Origin of the sequence: Geomonas diazotrophica (assembly GCF_018919385.1) — a bacterium.
GTDB classification, from domain to species: Bacteria; Desulfobacterota; Desulfuromonadia; order Geobacterales; family Geobacteraceae; genus Geomonas; species Geomonas diazotrophica.
In genome coordinates this window covers 15,708-37,664 of sequence record NZ_JAHLMF010000025.1, presented here as the reverse complement: position 1 = coordinate 37,664, position 21,957 = coordinate 15,708, and the positions used below count along the sequence as shown (strand labels likewise).

Here is a 21,957-nt window from a genome sequence, read left to right as displayed (position 1 = left end):
TCCGGGCTCTTATACTGTTTCAGTAGGTCATCGATTACAGCAAGGTCAATGGTCATGGCAACTCCTTGGGGTAAGTGGATTTACCCCGAAATGACCATTTACACAAACCTTTTTACACCCCCGACAGCGGCGGCTCTAGATCACCAGCTAGCGCCCCCCCCGCTTTGTATGAATCTGAATGGAATTCGTCGAATCTTAATGGAATTCGTCGAATCTGAACGGGATTCGTCGAATCTGAACGGAATTCGTCGAATCTGAACGGAATTCGTCGAATCTGAATGGGATTCGTCGAATCTGAACGGAATTCGTCGAATCTGAACGGATTTGGTTGATCAGATCCAGATTCGCCTTTACCGGATCAATTACGGCAGATACATTCACTGAACGAAGTGTCCCAAACCAGTCGATATCTGACCCTCGGGCCACTCGCGGGGAAAGGCACGATAGGCGATAATGTCCCCATACTGAAACAAGGAGACAAGAGATGAAGTTCATGCAAGTTCGCAACGCGACGGCGAGGATCGAATACGGCGGTAAGTGCTTTCTGATCGACCCGGTTCTGGCGGAGAAAGGGGCATACCCTGCTTTTGCGGGGACGGTCAACGGGCATCTGAGGAACCCTCTGGTGGACCTGCCGGTTCCCGTCGAGACGCTGCTCGATGTGGACGCCGTCATCGTCACCCACACCCACCTCGACCACTGGGACGAAGCGGCTAAAAACCAAATCCCGAAGGGGATGCCTATCTTCGCGCAAAACGAAAAGGATGCCGCCGGACTCCGGGAGGCAGGCTTTACGGACGTCACCGTTCTCACCGAGCATACCGATTTCGCAGGCATCACGCTCATCAAGACGTCCGGTCAGCATGGTAGCGACGACGCCATGGCGAAACTGGGAGATCGTTTGGGAGAGGTATGTGGGGTGGTCTTACAGCATCCTGACGAGAAAGCCCTCTATCTCGCCGGCGACACGGTCTGGAACCGGAATGTTGCTGACGCACTGCGGGAGTACACGCCGGGCGTTATTGTCCTGAACTGCGGGGATGCCCAGATTATCGGGATCGGGTCCATCATTATGGGGAAGCGGGACGTTCATGACGTGTGGAAAGCGGCGCCCGGCGCCACCATCATAGCGAGCCACATGGAGGCCATGAACCACGCGGTGCTGTCACGAAAAGAATTGCGTGACTTCCTGAAGGAAAATGGCATGATACAGCGAGTGCTGGTCCCGGAGGACGGCGAGTCCTGCGTGTTGTGAGCCGGGCCGGGCAAGGTCAGTTCTGAAGGAGTAAGAGGTACCCATGTCGGTTCCGTCTGTTGCAGTCGTCGCCATCAACCACTTCAGCCCCTTTCACTTCTCGGTGCCGTGCATCATCTTTGGCGACATTTTGCCAGGTCAAAAGCTCTTCGACCTGAAGATCTGCGCAGGAGAACCGGGCCCGCTACGCTCCCGGCAGGGCTTCAGTATCGAGACATCCTTCGGACTGGACGTCCTGGAACAGGCGGACATCGTCATCGTCCCCTACTGGCGTGACCCCGCTGAAAGACCCCACCAGGAATTGCTCGACGCCCTGGTGGCGGCGCACCAGAGGGGCGCCCTTGTGGTAGGCCTCTGTCTGGGTACCTACGTCCTCGCCTACGCCGGTCTGCTGGATGACCGCCGGGCGGGAACACATTGGGAGTTCGAGCAGGATTTCATCAACCGGTTCCCGAGTGTGCGGTTGGACACCAACGCCCTCTACGTCGAAGACGACAGGTTGGTGACCTCTGCGGGCACCGCGGCAGGGCTCGACTGTTGCCTCTACCTGGTGCACAGGGAGCATGGCCGGTCAATCGCCAACAAAGTCGCCAGGCGCATGGTCATCCCGCCGCACCGCGAAGGGGGGCAGGCGCAATTCATAGAGCAGCCAGTTCCCCTTTCCACCCGGGATGCCAACGTCAACAAACTGCTCGAGTATCTGAGGAACAACCTGGGTAAGGTGCACAACCTGAACGATCTGGCGGATTACAGCCTGATGAGCCGTCGTACCTTCACGCGGCACTTCCAGAAAGCCACCGGCATGTCGGTCGGTGGCTGGCTCATGAGCGAGCGCCTGCAGCGAAGCCAGGAACTGCTGGAGACCACGAGCCGCTCAATAGAGACCATAGCCGAGCTTGTCGGTTTCCAGTCCGCCGCCTCGCTGCGTCAGCATTTCAAGGCCAGGTTCGACGTCACCCCCACCGAATGGCGAAAGACCTTTCAAGCAGGCAGCATTGTGACTTGATGTCGCATTATTTCGCTGACGCTCTTTGTTGAGATAAACCGGGGTCAGGCTTGCAATGTTGCAAAGTTAACCGTCAGAGGGTCAGAGATTGCAACTTTGCAAGCCTGACCCCAGATTCTTGCCGCCAGACTCTACTTCATTCTCCTCTTATTCGCCCGCCGTCACCTTCATTTCAACCTTCTCCAGGAACACCTTTCCCTTCAGGTCAAACCGGTATACCTTCCCCGCCTTCCAATCCTTCTCAAAACGAAGGCGGATATCGTTGCGCCCCTTTCCAGGGGTCCCGTCTATGAAGAGTTCACCGTTTAGGTAGCGGAGCGAGACCGTGCGGGTTTCATTCCCGGATTTTACCGTCAATTCCCGGCTCTCTCCCTCGGCAATGCGCAGCGTGGATGGCTCCACCTGCTGTTTCTTGCCCTGTACCTTCAACTCCCCCGAGAGGAGGGCGACTGCCACGCTGCGCGGAGGATGCGCCGTCGATTGGGTGGCTGGCTGACGCACCGGCGGAGGGGGAACGGGAGTTACCGGTGGAGGCTTTGGCCGCTCCTTCTCGACGATGATCGTTGGCGGAGGCGTGGAGCGTTCCCTTTCCCTTATTACCACCGGCGGTTCCTCCCGAATAATGACCAGTCGTGGCACCTCCCGCTCAAACCTGGAAGAACGGTCGTGAACCTTGATGAAGACATCCACCCCACGTAACGCCAGCGGTCCGGAGGTGCCGGTATCAGTATAGAGTTCACCCTTTCCCCAGCGCCGGTCATAGGGAAAACGGAGCCCTTCAAAGGTAAGGGCGCCGCCGGCATAGGTTACGGTGAGTTCCACCTCTCTCCCCTTTCGGTCAGCCACCCCGATCCTGCGGGTTTCACCGTCGGCGATGGTGAACGTCAAGGGTTCATAGTGGTGATGCCGGTCGCCGATCTTGATCTCCCCCCCCTGCAAGCGAACCCGAATCAGTTCGCCAAAGGCGCCCTCACCCCTGTGTATCGCCTCGATGCGTTCCTGCCGTTCCTGCTCCAGCGCGGCAAGACGTGCCCGTTCTCGCTCCCGTTCCACCGCCTGGCGGCGGGCCTGCTCCTCTGCAGCCTGGCGGCGTACCCGCTGCTCCTGCTCGTACACCCGTATCGCCTCTATCCGCTCCGCTTCGCTCATCCGGTCCCAGTTTTCCTGGGGGACGCCGTACATGTAGTGAGTGCAGGCCGCAAGCAAGGAAGCCAAGATTAGACAGATGACAGATATTATTTTCATGATATGCATCTCCGTTAGGGACAACTGGTATAACTGTATGTACAACTGGGGTCAGGCTTGCAATGTTGCAAAGTAATGACACATGAGGGGGGCGCCACCTCGCACGCCTGCCCCATTGCGCTACGTATGGAATAATCTGAAAGTAAACCCATTAAAAAAGCCGCCAGTGCGGGTGATTTGCACTGGCGGCTCAATATACGGGGATTTATCTCTTCCTGTTGTCATGCTGGCCTCTTAGCAGGTTCGGGAGAAATTACCTTATACCCCTATTTACGTCTCCGGGTCAATGAGAATGGGTCAAGATGGGAAATTTCGATTCGGAGGACTAGCGCCAGATGAGTCGTCGTACCTTCCCTGCGATACTTCCAGCCCCCCTCAGCATGTCATGAGGCGCCCGCACCGGATGCGATCGCCTGCAGCGGAGCTTGGAACTCGAAGTCGCGTACTGTATGTATATCCAAGAATTATCACTAAAATTTTGTCCCTGCTATTGCCATACCGGCAAATTCAAGCAAAATCTCAGAGACATTCAATTTTTTTTGGGAGAGGAGCTCGCTGCTGCGTCTATGTTAATGGCAAAGGGAAAAACAGAGTCTGAGACTGCAATCGTTAGATCAGTCAACGCTCTTAAAAGGCACCTGTTTGCAGGAGTTTTGGTCCTGAACATAGTCGTTGTGGCCATGGTGTCACTGTCATTGCTGCAGAGCAGGGATGTATACAACGAGAGAGCGAAAGTCAACACACAGAACCTCGCCAGGGTGCTGGACGAAAACATCTCCGGGGTCTTCTTCAAGATCGATGTCGCCCTGCAGGGCGTGTGCGACGAGTACGAGCGGCAGCTTGCCGGTGGGCACGTGGACCATGCGTCACTCAGTCGTTTCATCGTACGGCAGCACACCCGGCTTCCGGAACTCTTGGCGCTCAGGGCCACCGATCCGGCCGGTCTCGCGATATACGGCCCGGAGGTCACCCCGGCAACAACCAAAAGTCTCGCTCACCGCGACTATTTCGTCCACCTGCGCCGAACCCCAGGAGCCGGACTTGTCATCTCCAAGCCGCTGGTCGGTGGCATCTCCGGTAAGTGGATGATCATCCTCGCCAGAAGGGTAAACCGCCCTGACGGCTCATTCGCCGGCCTTGTCTACGCAGGGGTCGGCCTCGACTACCTCTCCCACAGTTTCTCGACTTTGAATGTCGGCAAGAACGGCTTTCTGGCGCTGGTGGCATCGGACCTCAGTATCGTGGCAAGGTATCCGAAACTGAAGGCACCGCCTGGAGGGACGGAGGTTGGAACCGTCTTTCCCCAGTTCAGGGAACTGCTCGCCGCTGGGCAGAGCACGGGGACCTACCACGCGCGAAGCAGCGTAGACCCGATGGAGCGGGTTTTCTCCTACAGAAAGATCGCGCTGACGCAGCCGCTCTACGTATTTGTCGCGCTGTCCACCGCCGACTATCTCGCCAACTGGTACACCGAGTTGTACAGCGGCATCTTTTTCGTTCTCATCTTTATGATCATAACCACAGCGCTCACACACGTGTTCAACCGCGAGTGGGACCGCAGCCGAGAGGCGGAGCAGGCGCTCAAGATGATGGAGGACGAGAGGCTCAAGATGGAAAAGCTGGAGTCCCTGGGGACGCTTGCAGGCGGCATCGCTCACGACTTCAACAACATCCTGACGGGCATCATGGGGAATCTATCCTTCGCAAGGATGCACCTGGACCCCGACCACCGCTCCCAGCCGCTGCTTGAGGCGGCGGAGAAGGCGTCGTTGCGTGCGGGAGACCTGGCCAAACAACTGCTGACCTTCGCACGCGGGGGAGCTCCGGTCATGGAGGAGACATCGGTCTCCCTGTTGGTCGAGGAAGCGGTATCGCTCACCCTTAGCGGCTCCAATGTAAAGGGGATTGTCGATGTCCCAGCATCGCTTAACGCGGTCGAAGCCGATGCGGGACAGCTGTGTCAGGCTTTCAACAATATCATCAGGAACGCAATGGAAGCGATGCCAGGAGGTGGGATGCTCGTCATAACCGCCCGCGACCACTTCCTCGAGGCAAACAACTGGCAAAAGCTCCCCCCCGGGCCGTACGTCAGCGTATCGTTCTCGGACGAGGGAACCGGCATTCCCGAGCAGGACCTGAAGAAAATCTTTGACCCTTACTTCACAACCAAGCCGCATGGAAAGGGGCTGGGACTCGCTTCGGTATACTCCATCGTGAAAAGGCACGGCGGAAATGTCAGTGTCGATTCCCGCGTAGGCGAAGGCACTACCTTCACCGTTTATCTTCCATCACTCGGCAAAAGCTGCGAGACGCGCACGGCGCGGGAGGTCCAGCAGGGTTCCAACGCAGGACTCTCGCTGTTGGTGATGGATGATGAAGAGGCGATACGGCAAATGGCCGAGGGGGTGCTCAGGCATATGGGGCACCGGGTGGTTACCTGCGCGGACGGAGGCGACGCGGTGGCGCTGTACCGGGAGGCGATGCAGGCGGGTGATGGTTTCAGCGCGGTGCTGGCGGATCTCACCATTCCCGGAGGGATGGGTGGGATGGAGGTGGCGCGACAGATCCTCTCTCTTGACCCCAAGGCGCGCCTCGTCGTGATGAGCGGCTACTCCGACGATCCCGTGATGGCGAACTACCGCGACTATGGTTTCGCGAAAGCCCTGCCCAAGCCTTTCGATGCCAAGGCCATGGCGTCGCTCATAGAGACCTTGCGGTGACCGGCCGGCAGCCCCGGGACTTGATGAGGGGCAAAACGCCCCTTGCTCACCGGCTTCACGGGATGAGTCAAATTCAGCGCAAAGCAAAAGAGCCTTTCGGAATCGACCGAAAGGCTCTTTTTGTATGGTGGCGGTGCAGGGACTTGAACCCCGGACAACACGGATATGAGCCGTGTGCTCTAACCAGCTGAGCTACACCGCCAAGCTCTTTATTGTAATGATGTCAAATACCTACTGGACCCTCGCCGCCTCTTTTGCGCCGCGTCAAGAGATACCCTTTATATTCTAGAGCGTCTTCTTTGTCAATAAAAAACTCTGCTAAAAGTTTTTCATCTGTCTCAACCGCAAAGATGGATGCAACCTATTTGACGATATCCAGAAGCTCGACCTCGAATACCAGTGTCGCGTTGGCCGGGATCAACCCGGAGCCGCGCTCACCGTAAGCAAGGTCGGCAGGACAAACGAGTTGGGCCTTGCCTCCCACCTTCATCTTCTGCAGACCTTCGGTCCAGCACTTGATCACCTGATTCAGCCCGAACTCGACGGGACGGCCGGCAGCGTATGAGCTGTCGAACTCCTTGCCGTCGATCAGGGTGCCGCGGTAGTTGACCTTCACCTTGTCGGTGGCAGCCGGGCTGGCACCCGTCCCTTCCCTGAGGGAGCGGTAGATAAGGCCGGAGGGGGTCTTGACGGCATCCTTCTCCTTGGCGGCCTTTTCGAGGAACTCCTGGGTTTTCGCCGCAAGCTTCTCGCCCTGCGCGTTGCGACGCGACATGGCCAGTTGCTGGATCTTCACCTTGTACGGTTCTACGTCGAAACCGGGGGTCTTGCTGCCAAGGCCGTCCTTCAGCCCTTTCAGCACCTGGTCGGTTTCATCCTGAGACATGTCGAACACAGCAAGCTGCCGGGCCATGACCTGCCCGATAGCATAGAAAGTCTTCTGCTCGTCTGCTTTCTTCTCATCGGCCGCATAGGCGGGCAGTGCGAAAAGTGCTACCAGTGCAACAATCAAAAGTCTGCTCATAGTATTCCTCCTGTGTTTTTTTACGAAGGTACAACTATACCAGTTAATGCACGACGTGCATCCAATAGTTCGGCTGGGACAGCCAAACGAAAAACAGCACCCCGCCTGGAGGTGCTGTTTAGTGGTGGCCGTGCCACGATCGGCTTACTTCTTCGCCTTCGGTGCTGCTGCCTTGGGTGCCTTGGGTACCTTGACGGCCTTGGGGGCCTTGGCGGGCTTTGCCGGCGCCTTCGCCGGCTTGGCTGCTTTGGCGACACCCTCTTTCTTTGCCTCTATGTTGGCCATGCGCACTTCACGCGCCTTGGCAAGGTTGTCCGCGAGGCCGCGGTCCTGGGCCATCTTGCGACGCGCCTCGGAGTAGCTTTTCGCGGAAAGCGCCTGCTTGCTTGAGATGCCGTACTGCTTCTTGTAGGCACCCGGCTTCATGCCGTGGGCAGTGCTCAGGTGACGGGCCAGGGTCTTGAACCCCCCTTTGCCGCAGATGAGACAGACAACCTCGTTCTTCTTGAAAGCGTCTTTGACCGAAAGAGAAGGACGTGCCTCCTCTACACCTTCGATCGCCTGACCTGCTTCGAGGTTTTTAAGTGCTGCGTGAACCTTGGCTATTTCCGCTAGAAGCTCGTCCGACGTCATCGGCGTGCTGGAGGCGTGCGATGAGACGAGTTGTGCCGCTATTTCTACCAATGTCGCCATTAATCATCCTCCTCGGTAATATGATTGAGTGATTAATAGCAGAGACAAAAATATTGTCAATAATAAAGTATAAATAATGCGGGGCTAACTCAGTATTTTCTCAAAACAACGGCCGTCCGCACCGTCCACATTCGCAGTTGATGCTGGGGCTGAGCTTGGCAAACTGATTATACCAGGGACAAGCGACGGAATGATCGAAGCGGCAGCGGTGGAAAACAATAGAGGAGGATGACGGGAGCACAAGTTATTGCGAATGGAACTGTTCGAAAAAGATCAGCGTGCGTAAAAAGCTGCACGCCCGGCACCTAGAAGCGCAGTGTCCTCGTTGAGAATCACGTGCACCGGGATCGACTGAACTAGTGCGCTCAGCCTTCCCTTGGCGGTGAAGGCGACCATGAAGGTGGCTCCCTTGAGCAGGTCGAGGATCTTGGGGGCGATTCCGCCCCCCAGGTACACCCCCCCCGTGGAGAGGAACCTGAGGGCCGCGTTGCCGGCCTCGGCGCCGTAGACGCCGATGAAGAGGTCGACGGCCTTGGCGCACATGGGGCAGCTCCCTTTGAGGGCAGCCCGCGTGATGACGGCGGGCGGGTCCTGGGTGCCCATGGCCTGGGCCACGGCGGGATCTTCGTTGAAGTAGCGCTTGTCGCGCAGGAAACGGTAGATGTCGTACAGGCCGGGACCGGAGAGCACCCGCTCGTAACTCACCCTCCCGTGTTTGGCCTGCAGGTACAGCAGCAGTTCCGTTTCCAGGTCGCTGCGCGCCGCGAAATCGGCGTGTCCCGCCTCGGAGGGGAGCGGACGGTGGGTGTCGCCGTCCCAGTAGGCGAGTGATTCGCCCAACCCGGTCCCGGCGGAAACGACGGCGATGGTACCCTCCGGATTGGGCGTGCCGGCGTTGAGGGTGAACAGGTCCTCCTGCTTCAAGGCCGCGATGCCGTAGGTGTTGGCTTCCAGGTCATTGATCAGGCGCACCTGGGGGATCCCAAGGGCAAGGGCCAGTTCCGCGTCTTCGATGGTCCAGGGGAGGTTCGGTGTGCGGACGCGCCCCTCGATGACGGGGCCGGCAATCCCGAGACAGGCCCGCTCCGCAGCGATGCCGTGCTGCAGGGCGAAGTGACGCAGCATTTCGGCGAGGCTGCCGTGGGCGGCGCTTTTGTACTGTCCGTGGGCCAGCACGGTGAGCCCGGCAGAATCCGCCTCGAAATACGCCAGCCGCGTTGTGGTTCCTCCCACGTCTCCTGCCAGGATCAGCATATCGACTCCTTCCGGTTGGGCACAGCCACGTCTCAGGATACCATCTGCCTGCGGCGGGCGCTACTTGCGGCCGAAAGCTTCGCTTCTCACGCTTTTGGCCACCTCGGCGCTCACCCCGGCCAGGGCGCGGCTGAGTGCGGCGGCAACGGCATCGTAATCGGAGCCGTCCGCCTTCTCCTTGATCACGGCCCGCCCTTCCCTCCTGGCGCTGCCGGCGCCGCGCACGACCCAACCGGCCTCCACCGTGACGCTGTCGCCTGGTACCGCTTCCAGGCGCACGATGTCCACCAGCACGCGGTACTGCGCCGCGGCGCCGGAGCCCTGGTCGTAGGTAAAGACACGGTTGGAGCCGAGCAAGGGACCAAGATCCTGCGCCAACAGGCGGGGTATCTCGTTCTTGAGCGGCTCGGCCCAGCGGTGCTCCTCCAGGACGGCTACGCGGCTCGGGGTGAGACGCACAACCAACTGGGGCCGGTTGACCAGCTCGGGGATGGTGACCGGGCCGACCGCAACGGAGCTTGAGAAGCTCTGCTGTACGGCGCCGGCTGACGGCGCCGGCGTGAGGGTGTAATAGGTGACGCGTGGCGACCTGCTGCAGGCAGAGCAAAGCAGCGTGGCGGCGATGATTCCCAAGGCGGCGGTTGTCCTGCGCATGGTCATTTCTCCTCCTTCTTGCCGCGGATCAGCGATTCGGGGTGCTGTTCGAGATAGTCTCCGAGCACCCTTAACGACTGGGCGGCCCGGGAGACCTCGCGCATGGTGTCGCGCAGGTCCAGCTGGACCGGTGCATCCGCGGAGAGAACGCTGGTGGCGCCTCCCAGCGTGCTTCTCGCCTCGGTCAGCGTCTTCCTGACGTCCTCGAGGGTGCTCCTGGTGTCGGTCAGCACCGATTTGGCCTCCGGGACCAGGGAGTTGTCCATGTTCTTCAGCAACCGGTCCGCGCTCTTCAAGGTGTCGTCCAGGCTCCGGATGGTGTTCCCGGCATCCCCCGCCAGTTTGTCCAGCGGCAGCTTCTCTATCTTCTGAACGATTTCGATCAGGTTCTTCTGCAGCTTCTCCATGGAGCCCGGCACGGTCGGGAAGCGAGGCGGCTCAGCGCTCCAGTCGATGTTCGTACGGCGCGCGCCCGGCACGAAATCGAGGGCGACGTAGAGCTGTCCGGTCAGCAGGCTGCCGCTCTTGATCTGGGCCCGGAAGCCGTGCGCGACCAGGTCGTCGAGGAGCCTGCGGGTCTGCGCGCTGCCGGCGGGGGGGAGCTTCCCGTCTTTGCCCTGGTGCACCTGGGAGAGCAGGTGCTCGGGGTAGAACTGGATCTCGACCGACACCGAGAAGTCGGCGCGCGAGGGGGCGAGCGCCACGTCGATTTTGGTGACCTCGCCAACGGTTACCCCGCGCAGGTCGACGGGCGCGCCGACGGCCAGCCCGCGCACCGATTCGCCGAAGAGGAGCACGAACTTCTGCGAGGGGGCCGAATTTTTGAGGGCCTCATCACGGGTGGGGTAGAGGGTGAAAGCGGTGTGGGCCGGAGCCGCGGGCGCCTTGGTCAAGCTGGACGATTCCTCGAAGGAGATGCCTCCAAGAAGGACTGCCAGCATCGACTCGGTGTTGAGCTTCACACCGTTGGGGGATACGGTGAGGTCCACGCCGGAGGCATGCCAGAAGAAGGTGCCGGTGGTCACGAAGCGGTCGTACGGGGAGCGGATGAAGACGCGGACCGAGACCCCCTTGCCGTCGCTGTCCAGGTCGGTCGCGATCACCTGCCCAACCTGCATGCGCCTGAAGAAGACCGGCGAGCCGGTGTAGAGTGAGCCGACGTCGTCTGTGTGCAGAACGAACTGGCGCCCGGGCACGTCCATGGAGACCGCCGGAGGCGATTCCAGCCCCACGAACTGGTCGCGCGGCTCCGTGGAGGCTCCCGCCTCGACGCCTATGTAGGATCCTCCCAAGAGGGTGGTCAGACCGGTGACGTTGCCGCCGGAGATGCGGGCACGCACCACCCAGAAGCGGGTGTCCTTCACCATGAGCCCCTTGGCGTCCTTGGAGACCTCGGCAGTCACCACCACGTGGGAGCGGTCGTCGGAGATGGCGATCGATTTCACCTCGCCGATCATGACGTCCTTGTACTTCAGCTTGGTCTTGCCGGCCTCCAACCCCTCCCCGGTCTTGAAAGAGATGGTGATGGTCTCGCCGCGGTCTATCCAGGCCTTTGCGGCGATGGAGAGGCCGATGATGGCGGCGACAATGGGAATGATCCAGACCAGCTGGATCGAGAAGCGGCGTCTGGGTTCGCTGACCGCTTCCGGCACGTCCTGCATATCGTCTTGTCTGTCAGTCATGAAACTCCTCTTTCTGCAGCGGGTCCCAGATCAGGCGCGGGTCGAACTCCATGGTGGCGAACATGGTGAGCACCACCACCGCGCCGAAGGCCACCGCGGCGGGGCCGGCCTTCACCGTGGCCATGGAGCCCAGCTGCACCAGCGCGGCCAACAGGGTTACCACGTAGATGTCGAGCATGGACCAGCGCCCCACCGCCTCCACCAGCCGGTACAGGCGGGTGCGCTGGCGCGGGTTCCAGGTCGAGCGACGCTGCACGGAAATGAGCAGCAGGGTCAGTGAAAAAAGCTTGAGAAGCGGTATGGCAACGCTCGCTATGAAGACGATGACTGCGATCATCCAGGAACCGGTCTTCCAAAGGTGCACCACGCCGCTTACGATGGTGTCCTTGCGATAGGTGATCAGGGAGCCGGTCTCCATCATGATCAGCAAGTTGGCAGGGACGTAAAGTATGAACGAAGCGATCACCAGGGCCCAGCAGCGCTGCACGCTTCCCGGCCTGCGGAAATGGAGCCGGGCGCCGCAGCGCGGACAGTGGGCCACCCTCCCCCTCTCGGTGCGCCGGGAGACCATCTGGCAGACATGACAGGAGCACAGGCCGCGCGCCGCAGCGATGGGAGCGCCGGGAGTCACGATGACACCCGTTCTTTCCACTTCGCGTCCAGTTGCGCCCATACGTCGTGGGCGTTGAAGGAGGCGGCAGCGGCGGCGAGCAGCAGGGTAAGGACCGCGAAGGACCAGAGGGCCATGCCGGGAATGACCCGGAAGTTGTTGGTCAGTTTCACCAGCGAGACCAGCACCCCCAGCATGAGCACCTCGACCATGCACCAGGGCTCGATGAACTGGAGGACGCGCATGAAGAGCGGGTAACTCGGAGGGACCTTGCCCAGCTTGAGAGGCAGCAGGAGGTAGGTGATCGAGATGAGCTCAGCGGCGGGAGCCGCCATCGCGGTGAGAAACACGAGGAGCGAAATGCTTCTCATGCCCTGGTCCCAGAGGGAAAGGACGGCCTCGAACAGGGTGATGGCGCTACGATCTCCCTGCACCTCTATGCTGAAGATGGGGAAGACGTTGGCGCCGATGAATACCATGGCCGCGGCCAGGTTGTAGGCGAGGGTGCGATCGACGCTGTCGGTGGCGTTTCGGTACAAAACCGCCCCGCAGCGCGGACAACTGGCATAGCAGCCGGGGTTTAACTGTATGTCGCGCTGCAACAGGTCGCATTCGTGGCAGGCGATGAGTTGTGCGGTGCGATCGGTCATCAGGAGAAGAGCTCCCTGTTTTAAAGGGGACAGGCGCCTGGTGGAGCCGCTCCCCTCGCCCTGGAACAGACGAACGCGTCAGACGGCAGAGTTGCGGCAGTCAATGACAGATGAAAACATACCACATTTGCAGCCTGAAAACTGAATCAGCCGCCCAGGAAGTATCCCAAGCGGCTGATTGAAATGGTCGGTGCGACTGGATTCGAACCAGCGACCACTAGACCCCCAGTCTAGTGCGCTACCAGGCTGCGCTACGCACCGATTAAACCTGATAATTACAACTGATCCCTCAAACTGGTCAGTTCCAGCTTCACATCCTGAAGCAGTGTCGCCAGTGCTTCGCCGGAAAGGTCAGATCTTCGGTACTTTTTCTTCTTTTCCAGACGCTTCCTCGCCCCTTCTATGGTGAGCTTTTCCGCGTACAGGAGTTCTTTGATTTCAGCGACCAGCTCGACATCCTTCCTGGTGTAGAGCCTTTGGCCGCTGCTGCTTTTCTTGGGCGCCAGAGAGGAAAATTCGGTCTCCCAGTAGCGCAGCACCGAGGTGGGGAGTCCCGTCAGGGCGGAAACCTCGCCGATCCTCAGGTAGTGCTTGTCCGGGATCCCGGTAATCATGGTTACTGGCTGTTGATCGCGCTCTTGAGAACCTGGCTCGGCTTGAAGGTGAGGATCTTGCGAGCCACAATGGTGATCTCCTCGCCGGTCTGCGGGTTCCTGCCGCGACGGTCAGACTTCTCTTTCACTACGAAGTTGCCGAAGCCGGCAATCTTGATTTTATCGCCTTCTTCAAGAGTGGACTTAATCAGGTCGAAGACCGTCTCAACGAGTTCGGCAGATTCTTTCTTGGAGAAACCTACCTTCTCATAAATTTTTTCTACGATGTCCGCTTTGGTCATAATCCCCTCAACAGGTGAAGCATTTCAGTGTGTTCTCAACAGCGGCTTAATCTAATACCATAGCGTTTTCGATTTCGCAACCGTTTTTATCTGAACGAAACATTTAATTTTTTCTGCAGCGCATCGATGACCCTCTGGTGCAGGCGGGTCACTTCGTCGTCGGTCAGGGTCCTTTCCCTGGACCCGTAACGGACGCGAATAGCCACACTCTTTTCATGAGACGCGATGTTGCCACCCATGTAGAGGTCGAAGATTTCCACCCCTTCCAGCTCCGGCGCCTTGACGCCGTTGACGCAGGAAATCACCTCGGCGACAGAGAGCTCCCTGGGGAGCAGCATGGCGATGTCCCGGAAGGTGGAGGGGAAGCGCGAAGGGACCTGGGCCGCGCCCTGCTTCTTGCGGCAGGAGAGCAGCGCCTCGAAGTTGAGCTCGAGGTAGTAAAGCGGGGTCGCGATGCCGTAGTTCTCCTGCACCGTCGGGTGGAGTTCGCCGAGGGAACCCAGGACCTTCTTGCCGCTCAGGATGCGGCAGGCCTTGCCCGGGTGGTAGTACGGGTCGAGTTCGTCTGCGCTGAAGTTCACGCCGCCGACGTTCAGTTCGGCGAGGATGTTTTCTGCGATCCCCTTCACGTCGAAGAAGTCGATCTCGTCCTTGCCCTGGTTCCACCCTTCCAGCTCGCGCCTGCCGGTGAGAAGCGCGGAGACGTAGAGCGGCTCGCGCGGCAGCTCCTCCCCTTCCACGGGAAGGTAGATGCGACGCATCTCGAAGATGCGCAGGTTGAGCGTGCGGAAGCTGATGTTCTTGACCGCGGTGTCCAAAAGCCCGGGGAGCATGGTGGTGCGCATCACCGAGAGCTCGTCGGAGATCGGGTTCAGCAGCACCATGCCGTTGCTGCGCAGATCCTCTCCCGGAAGGAGTATCTTCTCGCAGGAGGAAGGGGCAACGAAGCTGTAGTTGATCACCTCGTTGAGCCCGTGGGCGACCAGCAGATCCTTCACCCTGGCGGCGAGCCTCTGGGAGTCGGAGGGAAGATCCGAGAAGACCGAGGCCTGCGGCAGGGTGGCGGGGACCTTTTCGAAGCCGTTCATGCGGACCACTTCCTCGACCAGGTCGATCTCGCGCTCGAGGTCGACCCTGAACAGCGGGACCTTGACCTGGAAGACGCCCGGCTCGGCCTGGGTCACCTCGAACTCGAGGCGCCGGAAGATATCCTCCACCTCCTCGGCGCTGAGGGAGAGGCCGGAGACCGCATTGATGCGGGCGAGACGGGCGCCGATCACGCGCGGTTCAACCGGCGCCGGGTAGACGTCGATGACCCCCTTGGCGACCTTGCCGCCGGAAAGTTCGGCGATGAGCTGTGCGGCGCGGTCCAGGGCGCGGGTGAGGCCGGCGATATCGGCGCCGCGCTCGAAGCGGTGCGATGACTCGGTGTGGATCCCGAGACGCTTGGAGGTTTTGCGGATGGCGGAGGGGTTGAAGTAGGCGCTCTCAAGGAGCACCTCGGTGGTCCCCTCGCCTATCTCGGAGTTGCCCCCTCCCATGATGCCGGCCAGCGCCACGGCCTTCGCGCCGTCGCGGATGGTGAGGTCGCTGGCGGTAAGCTCGCGCTCCTGGCCGTCGAGGGTGCCGAACTTCTCCCCCTCCCCTGCCGCGGCGACCACGATCTTGCCGCCGGAAAGGAGCTTGAAGTCGAAGGCGTGCAGCGGGTGCCCGTACTCGAGGAGCACGTAGTTGGTCACGTCGACGATGTTGTTGATGGCGCGGATGCCGGCGGCCATGAGCCGGTTGGCGAGCCAGGCGGGAGATTCCGCCAGGGTGCAACCGGTGATGTGGCGCGCGGTGTACCGCGGGCAGAGCTCGGGGGCGAGGATCTCGACGCTGGCGATCTGGTCGATGGGAGCGCCGGTCTCGTTCACCTCGAGCCCCGGGTAGTGCACCTTCTTGCCGAGCTTCGCGGCGACTTCGCGCGCGATCCCCACGACGCTCAGGCAGTCGGCGCGGTTGGGCGTAAGGCCGATTTCGAAGATGACGTCCTTGGTGCCGAGCGCGTCGAACAGCGGCGTGCCGACCTGGAACTCCTCGGGGAGGATCATGATCCCGGAGGACTCGGTGGACAGGGCCAGTTCCTTCTCGGAGCAGAGCATGCCGCAGGACTCTTCGCCGCGGATCTTGGAGCGCTTGATCTTGAAGTCGCCGGGGAGGGTCGCGCCGATCTGGGCCAGGGCGACCTTGTCGCCGGTCTTGAAGTTCTGCGCGCCGCAGACCACGTCGAGGATCTCCTTGCCGTTGTCCACCTTGCAAAGGGAGAGCTTGTCGGCGTTGGGGTGCTGGTTCTTCTCCACCACCTTGGCCACGACCACGTCGTCCATGCCGCCGCCCACCTCTTCCATCCTCTCCACCTCGAGGCCGAGCATGGTGAGCAGGTGAGACAGTTCCGCCGCGGGGAGGTCGCAGTCGACGAATTCCTTAATCCAGTTGTAAGTGACTATCATATAGAGTCCTTAAAGTCGCAAAATCGATTAACAGGGATAAAAGGGATGCAGGGGATAAAATCCAAAAGCTTTAAACGTTTTAAACCTTTTGTTTCTATCCCTTTTATCCCTTGTAACCCTGTTCAATGCCTTTTAAAACTGCTTCAGGAACCTGAGGTCGTTCTCGAAGAGCAGCCGCATGTCGGCGATGCCGTACTTCAGCATCGCGATCCTCTCGATCCCCATGCCGAAGGCGAACCCGGTGTACTTTTCCGAGTCGTAGCCGACGTGACGGTACACCTCGGGATCGACCATGCCGGAACCGAGGATCTCGAGCCAGCCGGTCTCCTTGCAGACCCGGCACCCCTTGCCGCGGCAGATGACGCAGGCGATGTCCACCTCGGCGGACGGCTCGGTGAAGGGGAAGAAGGAAGGACGCAGCCTGACGCCGATGTCCTTGCCGAAGAGCTGGCTGATGAAGAGGGTCAGGATCCCCTTCAGGTCGCCGAAGGTGATCCCTTTGTCCACCATGAGTCCCTCGATCTGGTGGAACATCGGGGAGTGGGTGGCGTCGGAGTCGCAGCGGTACACGGTGCCGGGGGCGATGATGCGCACCGGCGGCGGCTGCTTCAGCATGGTGCGGATCTGCACCGGAGAGGTATGGGTCCTCAAGAGGACGCTCTCGCCGAAGTAGAAGGTGTCCTGCATGTCGCGAGCGGGATGGTCCTTGGGGAGGTTCAGCGCCTCGAAGTTGTAGAAGTCGAGCTCGATCTCGGGACCTTCGGCGACGGCGAAGCCAAGCGCTGCGAATATGGAGCAGATCTCTTCGGTCACCAGGGTGATCGGGTGCTTGGAGCCAAGGGGGCGCTTGCGGCCGGGGAGCGTGACGTCGATCTTCTCGGCGGCGAGCCGCTGAGCCTTGACGGCGGCGCGGATCTCGGCGCCGCGCGCGTCCAGGGTCTCCTCGAGTTTCGCCTTGACCGTGTTCACCACCTGGCCCACCAGGGGACGCTCCTCCGGAGAAAGGGCGCCAAGCCCCTTCATGACGCCGGTGACCGCTCCCTTCTTGCCCAGGTACTTGACCCGCAGTTCCTGCAGCCCCTCTTCCGTGGAGGCCTGGCCAAGCTCGGAGAGAGCCTCTTGTAAAAGTGCTTCCAGTTTATCCTTCATTGCAATCGCCCTATTGCGGAAAAAAAAAGAAATGGGACATCACTATCCCATTTCTTTTCATGCCCGCGGTATGTATTAAAATTTTGCTTTGGCTGCGGCCGCGATAGCTGCGAAACCTTTCGGATCGGAAACGGCCAGGTCGGCCATCACTTTCCTGTCGATCTCTACGTTGGCGAGTTTGAGACCGTGGATCAGTTTGCTGTAGGAGAGGCCGTTGATCCTCGCCGCGGCGTTGATCCTGGTGATCCAGAGAGCCCTGAAGTCCCTCTTCTTCACCCTTCTGTCCCTGAACGCATAGTTCAGTGCGCGGTCCACCGCTTCGGTGGCGCTCCTGAACAACTTGCTCCTTGCGCCGCGGTAACCCTTGGCAAGTTTCAACACCTTGTTTCTTCTCTGTCTCGCTTTAAAACCGCGCTTTACTCTTGGCATACGAACTCCTTCTGGTTTTTAAATTAGCCGGATCCGCAAGGGGAGACGTTTCCTCACGGTTCTCGGACTTGGTAAACCCGGTGGCCAGGGACCAGGGCTTGGGGGTGACTCAATCTCACCATCCGTCGCGCCTCGTTCCGCTCCCCGAGTCATTTGCGTATTTAAGTCTCCGGTTCTAGTTCCCGGTCTTTAGGTCTTGCTGCCCCTAGTCCCCAGACCCTAGTCCCTGCTTTTCAACCCCGGCTACTTGTAGGGGATGAGGCAGCAGATGTTCTTGTGATCGGAAGCCGCAACGATGCCGCTCTTGCGGAGGTTGCGCTTGGTCTTCCTGGTCTTGGAGGTCAGGATGTGGCTGGTGAAGGCGTGAGCCATCTTGATTTTGCCTGTGCCGGTCTTGCTGAAACGCTTGGCGGCGCCCCTATGGGTCTTCATTTTAGGCATTGTTTTACTACTCCTTTGTTGGTGGTGTTTATTTTTTAACTTTGGGGGCGACGATCATGAACATGCTGCGCCCTTCCATTTTCTGCCGCACCTCGACGAGCGCGATGTCGGCCAGCTCTGCTGCTACTTTTTCCAAGGCGGCCATGCCGAGTTCCTGGTGGGTGATTTCGCGTCCCCGGAAAACGACCGTTATCTTCGCCTTGTTCCCTTCTTCCAGGAAGCGGCGTACGTGCTTTACCTTGAACTCCAGGTCGTGCGTGTCTGTCTTCGGGCGAAGTTTGACCTCTTTGAGCTCGACCTGGACCTGTTTCTTCTTTGCCTCAGCCAGCTTTTTAGCCTGCTGGTATTTGAACTTGCCGTAATCCATGATACGGCAGACAGGGGGGACGGCTGTCGGCGAAACCTCTACCAGATCCAGTTGCAGACTCTCAGCCAACGCCAGAGCCTCGCGAAGCGGAAGAATACCAAGCTGCTCACTATCGGCACCTACTACCCTTACCTCTTTGGCCCTGATTGTCTGATTGATGTTGACTGTAGGTTTAGCTATGACGCCACCTCCTATTTGTAGGTTTTGACTTCGTTCTCAATGAACGCGATGAACTGTTCGGGTGTCATCGCGTCGAGGTTCTTTCCGTCGCGGAAACGCGGTGCGAGCAGGCCGCCTTCGACCTCCTTGTCGCCAACGACCAGCATGTACGGTATCTTCTGCAGCTGCGCCTCGCGGATCTTGAAGCCCAGCTTTTCGTTTCTGAAATCCTTCTGTACCCTGACGCCGGCCGCGCGCAGCTTGTCGAACGCAGCCTGTGCGTACGGGATCTGGTTGTCGGTGACCGTAAGGACGGTCGCCTGTACCGGTGCCAGCCAAGTCGGGAAGTTTCCGGCGAAGTGCTCGATGAGGACACCGATGAAGCGCTCGATGGCGCCCAGGATGACCCGGTGCACCATGACAGGGCGCTTCTTCTCACCGTCCGCGTCCACGTAGGTGAGGTCGAAACGCTCCGGGAGGGTAAAATCGCACTGGATAGTAGCACATTGCCATCTTCTGTCAAGTGCGTCGCGCAGCTTGATGTCGATCTTCGGGCCGTAGAAGGCGCCGTCACCCTCGTTGATCTCGTAGGGGCGGCCGGAGTCCTTCAGCGCGTTCAGCAGGGCGCTGGTGGCCAGCTCCCAGGCGTCGTCGGAGCCGATCGACTTCTCGGGACGGGTGGAAAGCTCCATCTCGAACTCGAAGCCGAAGATCCCCATCACCTCGGTGACGAACTGGATGACCCCCTTGATCTCGGCGTCGAGCTGGTCCGGGGTGCACAGGATGTGCGCGTCGTCCTGGGTGAAGCCGCGCACGCGCAGAAGGCCGTGCAGAACCCCTGCCCTCTCGTGGCGGTGCACCGTGCCGAGCTCGAAGTAGCGCAGCGGCAGGTCGCGATAGGAGCGAAGCTGCGAGCGGTAGATCATCATGTGGGCCAGGCAGTTCATCGGCTTTACGCCGTACCCCTGCTCGTCCACGGTGGTGAAGTACATGTTCTCGCGGTAGTTCTCGTAGTGGCCGGAACGCTGCCAGAGCTCGGTCTTCAGGATCTGGGGACCGAGGACGATGTCGTAGCCGCGCTTTAGGTGCTCTTTCCTTTCGAAGTCTTCGAGGATGGTGCGCAGCATGGCCCCTTTCGGGTGCCAGATCACCAGCCCGGCGCCGACCTCGTCGTTGAAGGAGAAGAGGTCCAGCTCCTTGCCGAGTTTCCGGTGGTCGCGCTTTTTGGCCTCCTCGATCCTCTCCAGGTAGGCGTCGAGTTCCTTCTTGTCGGCGAAGGCGGTGCCGTAGACGCGCTGCAGCATGGCGCGCTTCTCGTCGCCGCGCCAGTAGGCGCCGGCGATGGAGGTGAGCTTGAACGCCTTGCAGTAGGAGGTCTTGGGGAGGTGCGGACCGCGGCAGAGGTCGGCGAAGTCGCCCTGGGTGTAGAGGGAGACCTTGTCGGCCCCGAGATCCTCGATCAGCTCGACCTTGTAATCCTCGCCCATCTTCCTGAACAGCTCGATCGCCTCGGCGCTGGAAAGCTCGGAACGCTCGATCTTGAGATCGGACTTGGCGAGCTCGCGCATCTTCGCCTCGATCTTCTCCAGGTCTTCCGGAGTGAACGGGTGGTCGACGTCGAAGTCGTAGTAAAAACCGGTCTCGATGGCGGGACCGATGGTAACCTTGGCCTGCGGGAACAGGGCCTTGACGGCCTGGGCCATCAGGTGCGAGGTGGAGTGCCGGATGATCTCCAGCGCCTCGGGGCTCTTCTCGGTGATGATCTCCACCCGCGCACCGTCGGTGAGCTTGGTGTTGAGATCTACCAGGTTGCCGTCGATTTTGCCGGCGATGGCAGCCTTGGCGAGACCCGCTCCGATGGAAGCGGCCAGATCGAAGATGGAGGAACCTGCGGGCAAGGGCCTCTGGGAACCATCCGGTAGCGTGACCTTAATCTCGTTCATGCAAGACCCCTTTAGAAAAACTGGTGACAAACAGAAAGAGGCATCGAAACTCGATGCCTCCGTCGAACCTCGTACTGAAGGTCTCTTTTGATTGGTAGGCGCGGGCGGTTTCGAACCGCCGACCCCTAGCGTGTCGAGCTAGTGCTCTACCCCTGAGCTACGCGCCTGTTTTTGTTGCTGCTTCGTGGAACTCGGACTTTGTACCAATTCGCCATTTCAAAGTCAAGGCTTTTATTTCAAGGAGAGGAATTTTTCTCATTGGAGAAATTCCGACAGCGACCGGCGACACCCACATCGACGCCTCGCCCGGCACTTGGCCCTCCTGCTCTGCTTCAGCGGCGCCCAGTGAGCCTGCGCAGTTCCCCGGAGAGTGCCGCCGCCACATACTTCCTCCCCTGCTCTTTCAAATGTTCATTGGGATAGCCGTTGACTTTCCAATTAAAAGAGTCCGGAGGGAGCGCGTGCGAGAGGTCGAGCACGGGGAGGCCGTTGCCGGTGACGACACCGATGACCAGCGCGACGTTCCTGTCTATGATCGCGGTGCTGCCGCCATAGATCAACTCGATGGAGCCGTGGTCGACAGGGGTGACGTAGAAGAGAACGGGGAGCCGGCTCTCCCTGGCCCGCGTGCAGAGCTCCCTCAAGGCTTGGAGCTTTTGATGTTCCGGGCGCAGCTCGCAGCGGTAAAGGTAAAGCACCTTCCTCCTGAGATCATCCCGGCTGAGCCTTGTCCCCTGGATATTCTCGTAGTCGAGCACCCTGCCTGCGGGGAGCCTCCCGTCGAAGACTCGCGCCTCGGTCCAGGGGGGGCACCGCGAGGCCGGAGAGAAATACTCGCGATAGGCGGTGATCGGCCGGTACAAGGGGCTGAAAAGCCGCCCAAGTTCCAGCATCAGGGAGACATCACCGAACTGGTATTCCGGGCGCAGATCCCATTCGGGAGAAAAGGAACGGACGTTGATGGGAATGATGAGGGCCCTAGGCCCCCATCCGGAACCGAAGTATCCGACGAAAGAGCGGTACACGCCCAGGTGGTATGCCGGGTGCGAGAGATCCACCACCTGTTCCGAAAGTGCGTCCTCGAGGAAGGCGGCGGTGGAGCGCTTGTCGGCGTCGTCCCGGCTGGCGGAATCGACGGTGCTGTCCCCGAGGAAGACGACCTTGTCCCGGCAGCGACCGTATTCCATGGCCAGACGCACCGGGGGGGGATAACCGAGGCTGGCCGTGCCGACCTGGAAGAGCAGTGCGAGCGCGAGGACCAGCGCAGTCTTTTGGAACAGGAGTTTCAT

Annotated in this window: 20 protein-coding genes and 3 tRNA genes; 3 read left to right on the top strand and 20 right to left on the bottom strand. The window is 60.0% G+C overall.

From position 1 onward, the window contains the following. Positions 1-484: 484 nt before the first annotated feature. Positions 485-1,255, top strand: coding sequence for an MBL fold metallo-hydrolase (locus KOM00_RS19775; RefSeq protein WP_216500733.1), 771 nt, complete (start codon positions 485-487; stop codon positions 1,253-1,255). A gap of 43 nt (positions 1,256-1,298) precedes the next feature. Next, positions 1,299-2,261, top strand: a complete 963-nt coding sequence (locus tag KOM00_RS19770; RefSeq protein WP_216500732.1) for a GlxA family transcriptional regulator — start codon at positions 1,299-1,301, stop codon at positions 2,259-2,261. A 147-nt stretch (positions 2,262-2,408) separates the two neighbouring features. On the opposite strand, the gene KOM00_RS19765 is transcribed toward KOM00_RS19770, so the two are convergent. Then, the gene (locus KOM00_RS19765; protein ID WP_216500731.1) at positions 2,409-3,506 is read right to left on the bottom strand and encodes a hypothetical protein; all 1,098 of its coding nucleotides are present in this window, start codon (positions 3,504-3,506) and stop codon (positions 2,409-2,411) included. Positions 3,507-4,159: 653 nt separating this feature from the next. Between KOM00_RS19765 and KOM00_RS19760 the strand changes: the two genes are divergently transcribed. After that, positions 4,160-6,226, top strand: coding sequence for a hybrid sensor histidine kinase/response regulator (locus KOM00_RS19760; RefSeq protein ID WP_216500730.1), 2,067 nt, complete (start codon positions 4,160-4,162; stop codon positions 6,224-6,226). 125 nt (positions 6,227-6,351) lie between these two features. Here the strand turns inward: KOM00_RS19760 and KOM00_RS19755 are convergent. The 19 genes from KOM00_RS19755 to KOM00_RS19665 form a co-directional block, all read right to left on the bottom strand. After that, positions 6,352-6,428: transfer RNA gene (locus KOM00_RS19755), tRNA-Met, on the bottom strand. A 159-nt stretch (positions 6,429-6,587) separates the two neighbouring features. Beyond that, positions 6,588-7,250, bottom strand: a complete 663-nt coding sequence (locus tag KOM00_RS19750; protein ID WP_216500729.1) for an FKBP-type peptidyl-prolyl cis-trans isomerase — start codon at positions 7,248-7,250, stop codon at positions 6,588-6,590. 144 nt (positions 7,251-7,394) lie between these two features. Beyond that, on the bottom strand, positions 7,395-7,943 hold the full coding sequence (locus KOM00_RS19745; protein WP_216500728.1) for a MucR family transcriptional regulator: 549 nt from the start codon (positions 7,941-7,943) through the stop codon (positions 7,395-7,397). Between the two features lie 273 nt (positions 7,944-8,216). Then, the gene (gene glk / locus KOM00_RS19740) at positions 8,217-9,197 is read right to left on the bottom strand and encodes a glucokinase (protein WP_216500727.1); all 981 of its coding nucleotides are present in this window, start codon (positions 9,195-9,197) and stop codon (positions 8,217-8,219) included. Positions 9,198-9,257: 60 nt separating this feature from the next. Continuing rightward, a complete protein-coding gene (locus KOM00_RS19735) occupies positions 9,258-9,851 on the bottom strand; it encodes a PqiC family protein (protein WP_216500726.1) in 594 nt (197 codons plus the stop codon). Between the two features lie 2 nt (positions 9,852-9,853). Beyond that, positions 9,854-11,533, bottom strand: a complete 1,680-nt coding sequence (locus KOM00_RS19730; RefSeq protein WP_216500725.1) for a PqiB family protein — start codon at positions 11,531-11,533, stop codon at positions 9,854-9,856. Continuing rightward, the gene (locus KOM00_RS19725) at positions 11,526-12,185 is read right to left on the bottom strand and encodes a paraquat-inducible protein A (protein WP_328758864.1); all 660 of its coding nucleotides are present in this window, start codon (positions 12,183-12,185) and stop codon (positions 11,526-11,528) included. The genes KOM00_RS19730 and KOM00_RS19725 overlap by 8 nt, the downstream gene beginning before the upstream one ends. Next, complete coding sequence (locus tag KOM00_RS19720; RefSeq protein WP_216500724.1) at positions 12,161-12,793, bottom strand: paraquat-inducible protein A; 633 nt, start codon at positions 12,791-12,793, stop codon at positions 12,161-12,163. Before KOM00_RS19720 ends, KOM00_RS19725 begins: the two co-directional genes overlap by 25 nt. Before the next feature lie 184 nt (positions 12,794-12,977). Next, a tRNA-Pro gene (locus KOM00_RS19715) sits at positions 12,978-13,054 on the bottom strand. 14 nt (positions 13,055-13,068) lie between these two features. Further along, positions 13,069-13,407, bottom strand: a complete 339-nt coding sequence (locus tag KOM00_RS19710) for a MerR family transcriptional regulator (RefSeq protein WP_216500723.1) — start codon at positions 13,405-13,407, stop codon at positions 13,069-13,071. A 2-nt stretch (positions 13,408-13,409) separates the two neighbouring features. After that, positions 13,410-13,688 (bottom strand): integration host factor subunit alpha, encoded by a 279-nt coding sequence (locus KOM00_RS19705; protein WP_183346967.1) that lies wholly within the window; start codon positions 13,686-13,688, stop codon positions 13,410-13,412. Positions 13,689-13,774: 86 nt separating this feature from the next. Next, positions 13,775-16,180 carry a phenylalanine--tRNA ligase subunit beta gene (gene pheT / locus KOM00_RS19700; protein ID WP_216500722.1) on the bottom strand — a complete coding sequence of 802 codons (2,406 nt, stop codon included), beginning with the start codon at positions 16,178-16,180 and terminating at the stop codon, positions 13,775-13,777. A gap of 132 nt (positions 16,181-16,312) precedes the next feature. Then, on the bottom strand, positions 16,313-17,329 hold the full coding sequence (gene pheS / locus KOM00_RS19695) for a phenylalanine--tRNA ligase subunit alpha (RefSeq protein ID WP_216500721.1): 1,017 nt from the start codon (positions 17,327-17,329) through the stop codon (positions 16,313-16,315). 75 nt (positions 17,330-17,404) lie between these two features. Then, the gene (rplT, locus tag KOM00_RS19690) at positions 17,405-17,758 is read right to left on the bottom strand and encodes a 50S ribosomal protein L20 (RefSeq protein WP_015720525.1); all 354 of its coding nucleotides are present in this window, start codon (positions 17,756-17,758) and stop codon (positions 17,405-17,407) included. Positions 17,759-18,001: 243 nt separating this feature from the next. Further along, entirely contained in the window at positions 18,002-18,199 is a 198-nt protein-coding gene (rpmI, locus tag KOM00_RS19685; protein WP_129128247.1) for a 50S ribosomal protein L35, read from the bottom strand. A 28-nt stretch (positions 18,200-18,227) separates the two neighbouring features. Then, positions 18,228-18,746, bottom strand: a complete 519-nt coding sequence (gene infC / locus KOM00_RS19680) for a translation initiation factor IF-3 (RefSeq protein WP_216500734.1) — start codon at positions 18,744-18,746, stop codon at positions 18,228-18,230. Positions 18,747-18,757: 11 nt separating this feature from the next. After that, positions 18,758-20,668 (bottom strand): threonine--tRNA ligase, encoded by a 1,911-nt coding sequence (gene thrS, locus KOM00_RS19675; RefSeq protein WP_216500720.1) that lies wholly within the window; start codon positions 20,666-20,668, stop codon positions 18,758-18,760. Between the two features lie 92 nt (positions 20,669-20,760). Further along, a tRNA-Val gene (locus KOM00_RS19670) sits at positions 20,761-20,835 on the bottom strand. A 165-nt stretch (positions 20,836-21,000) separates the two neighbouring features. Continuing rightward, complete coding sequence (locus KOM00_RS19665; RefSeq protein WP_216500719.1) at positions 21,001-21,957, bottom strand: hypothetical protein; 957 nt, start codon at positions 21,955-21,957, stop codon at positions 21,001-21,003.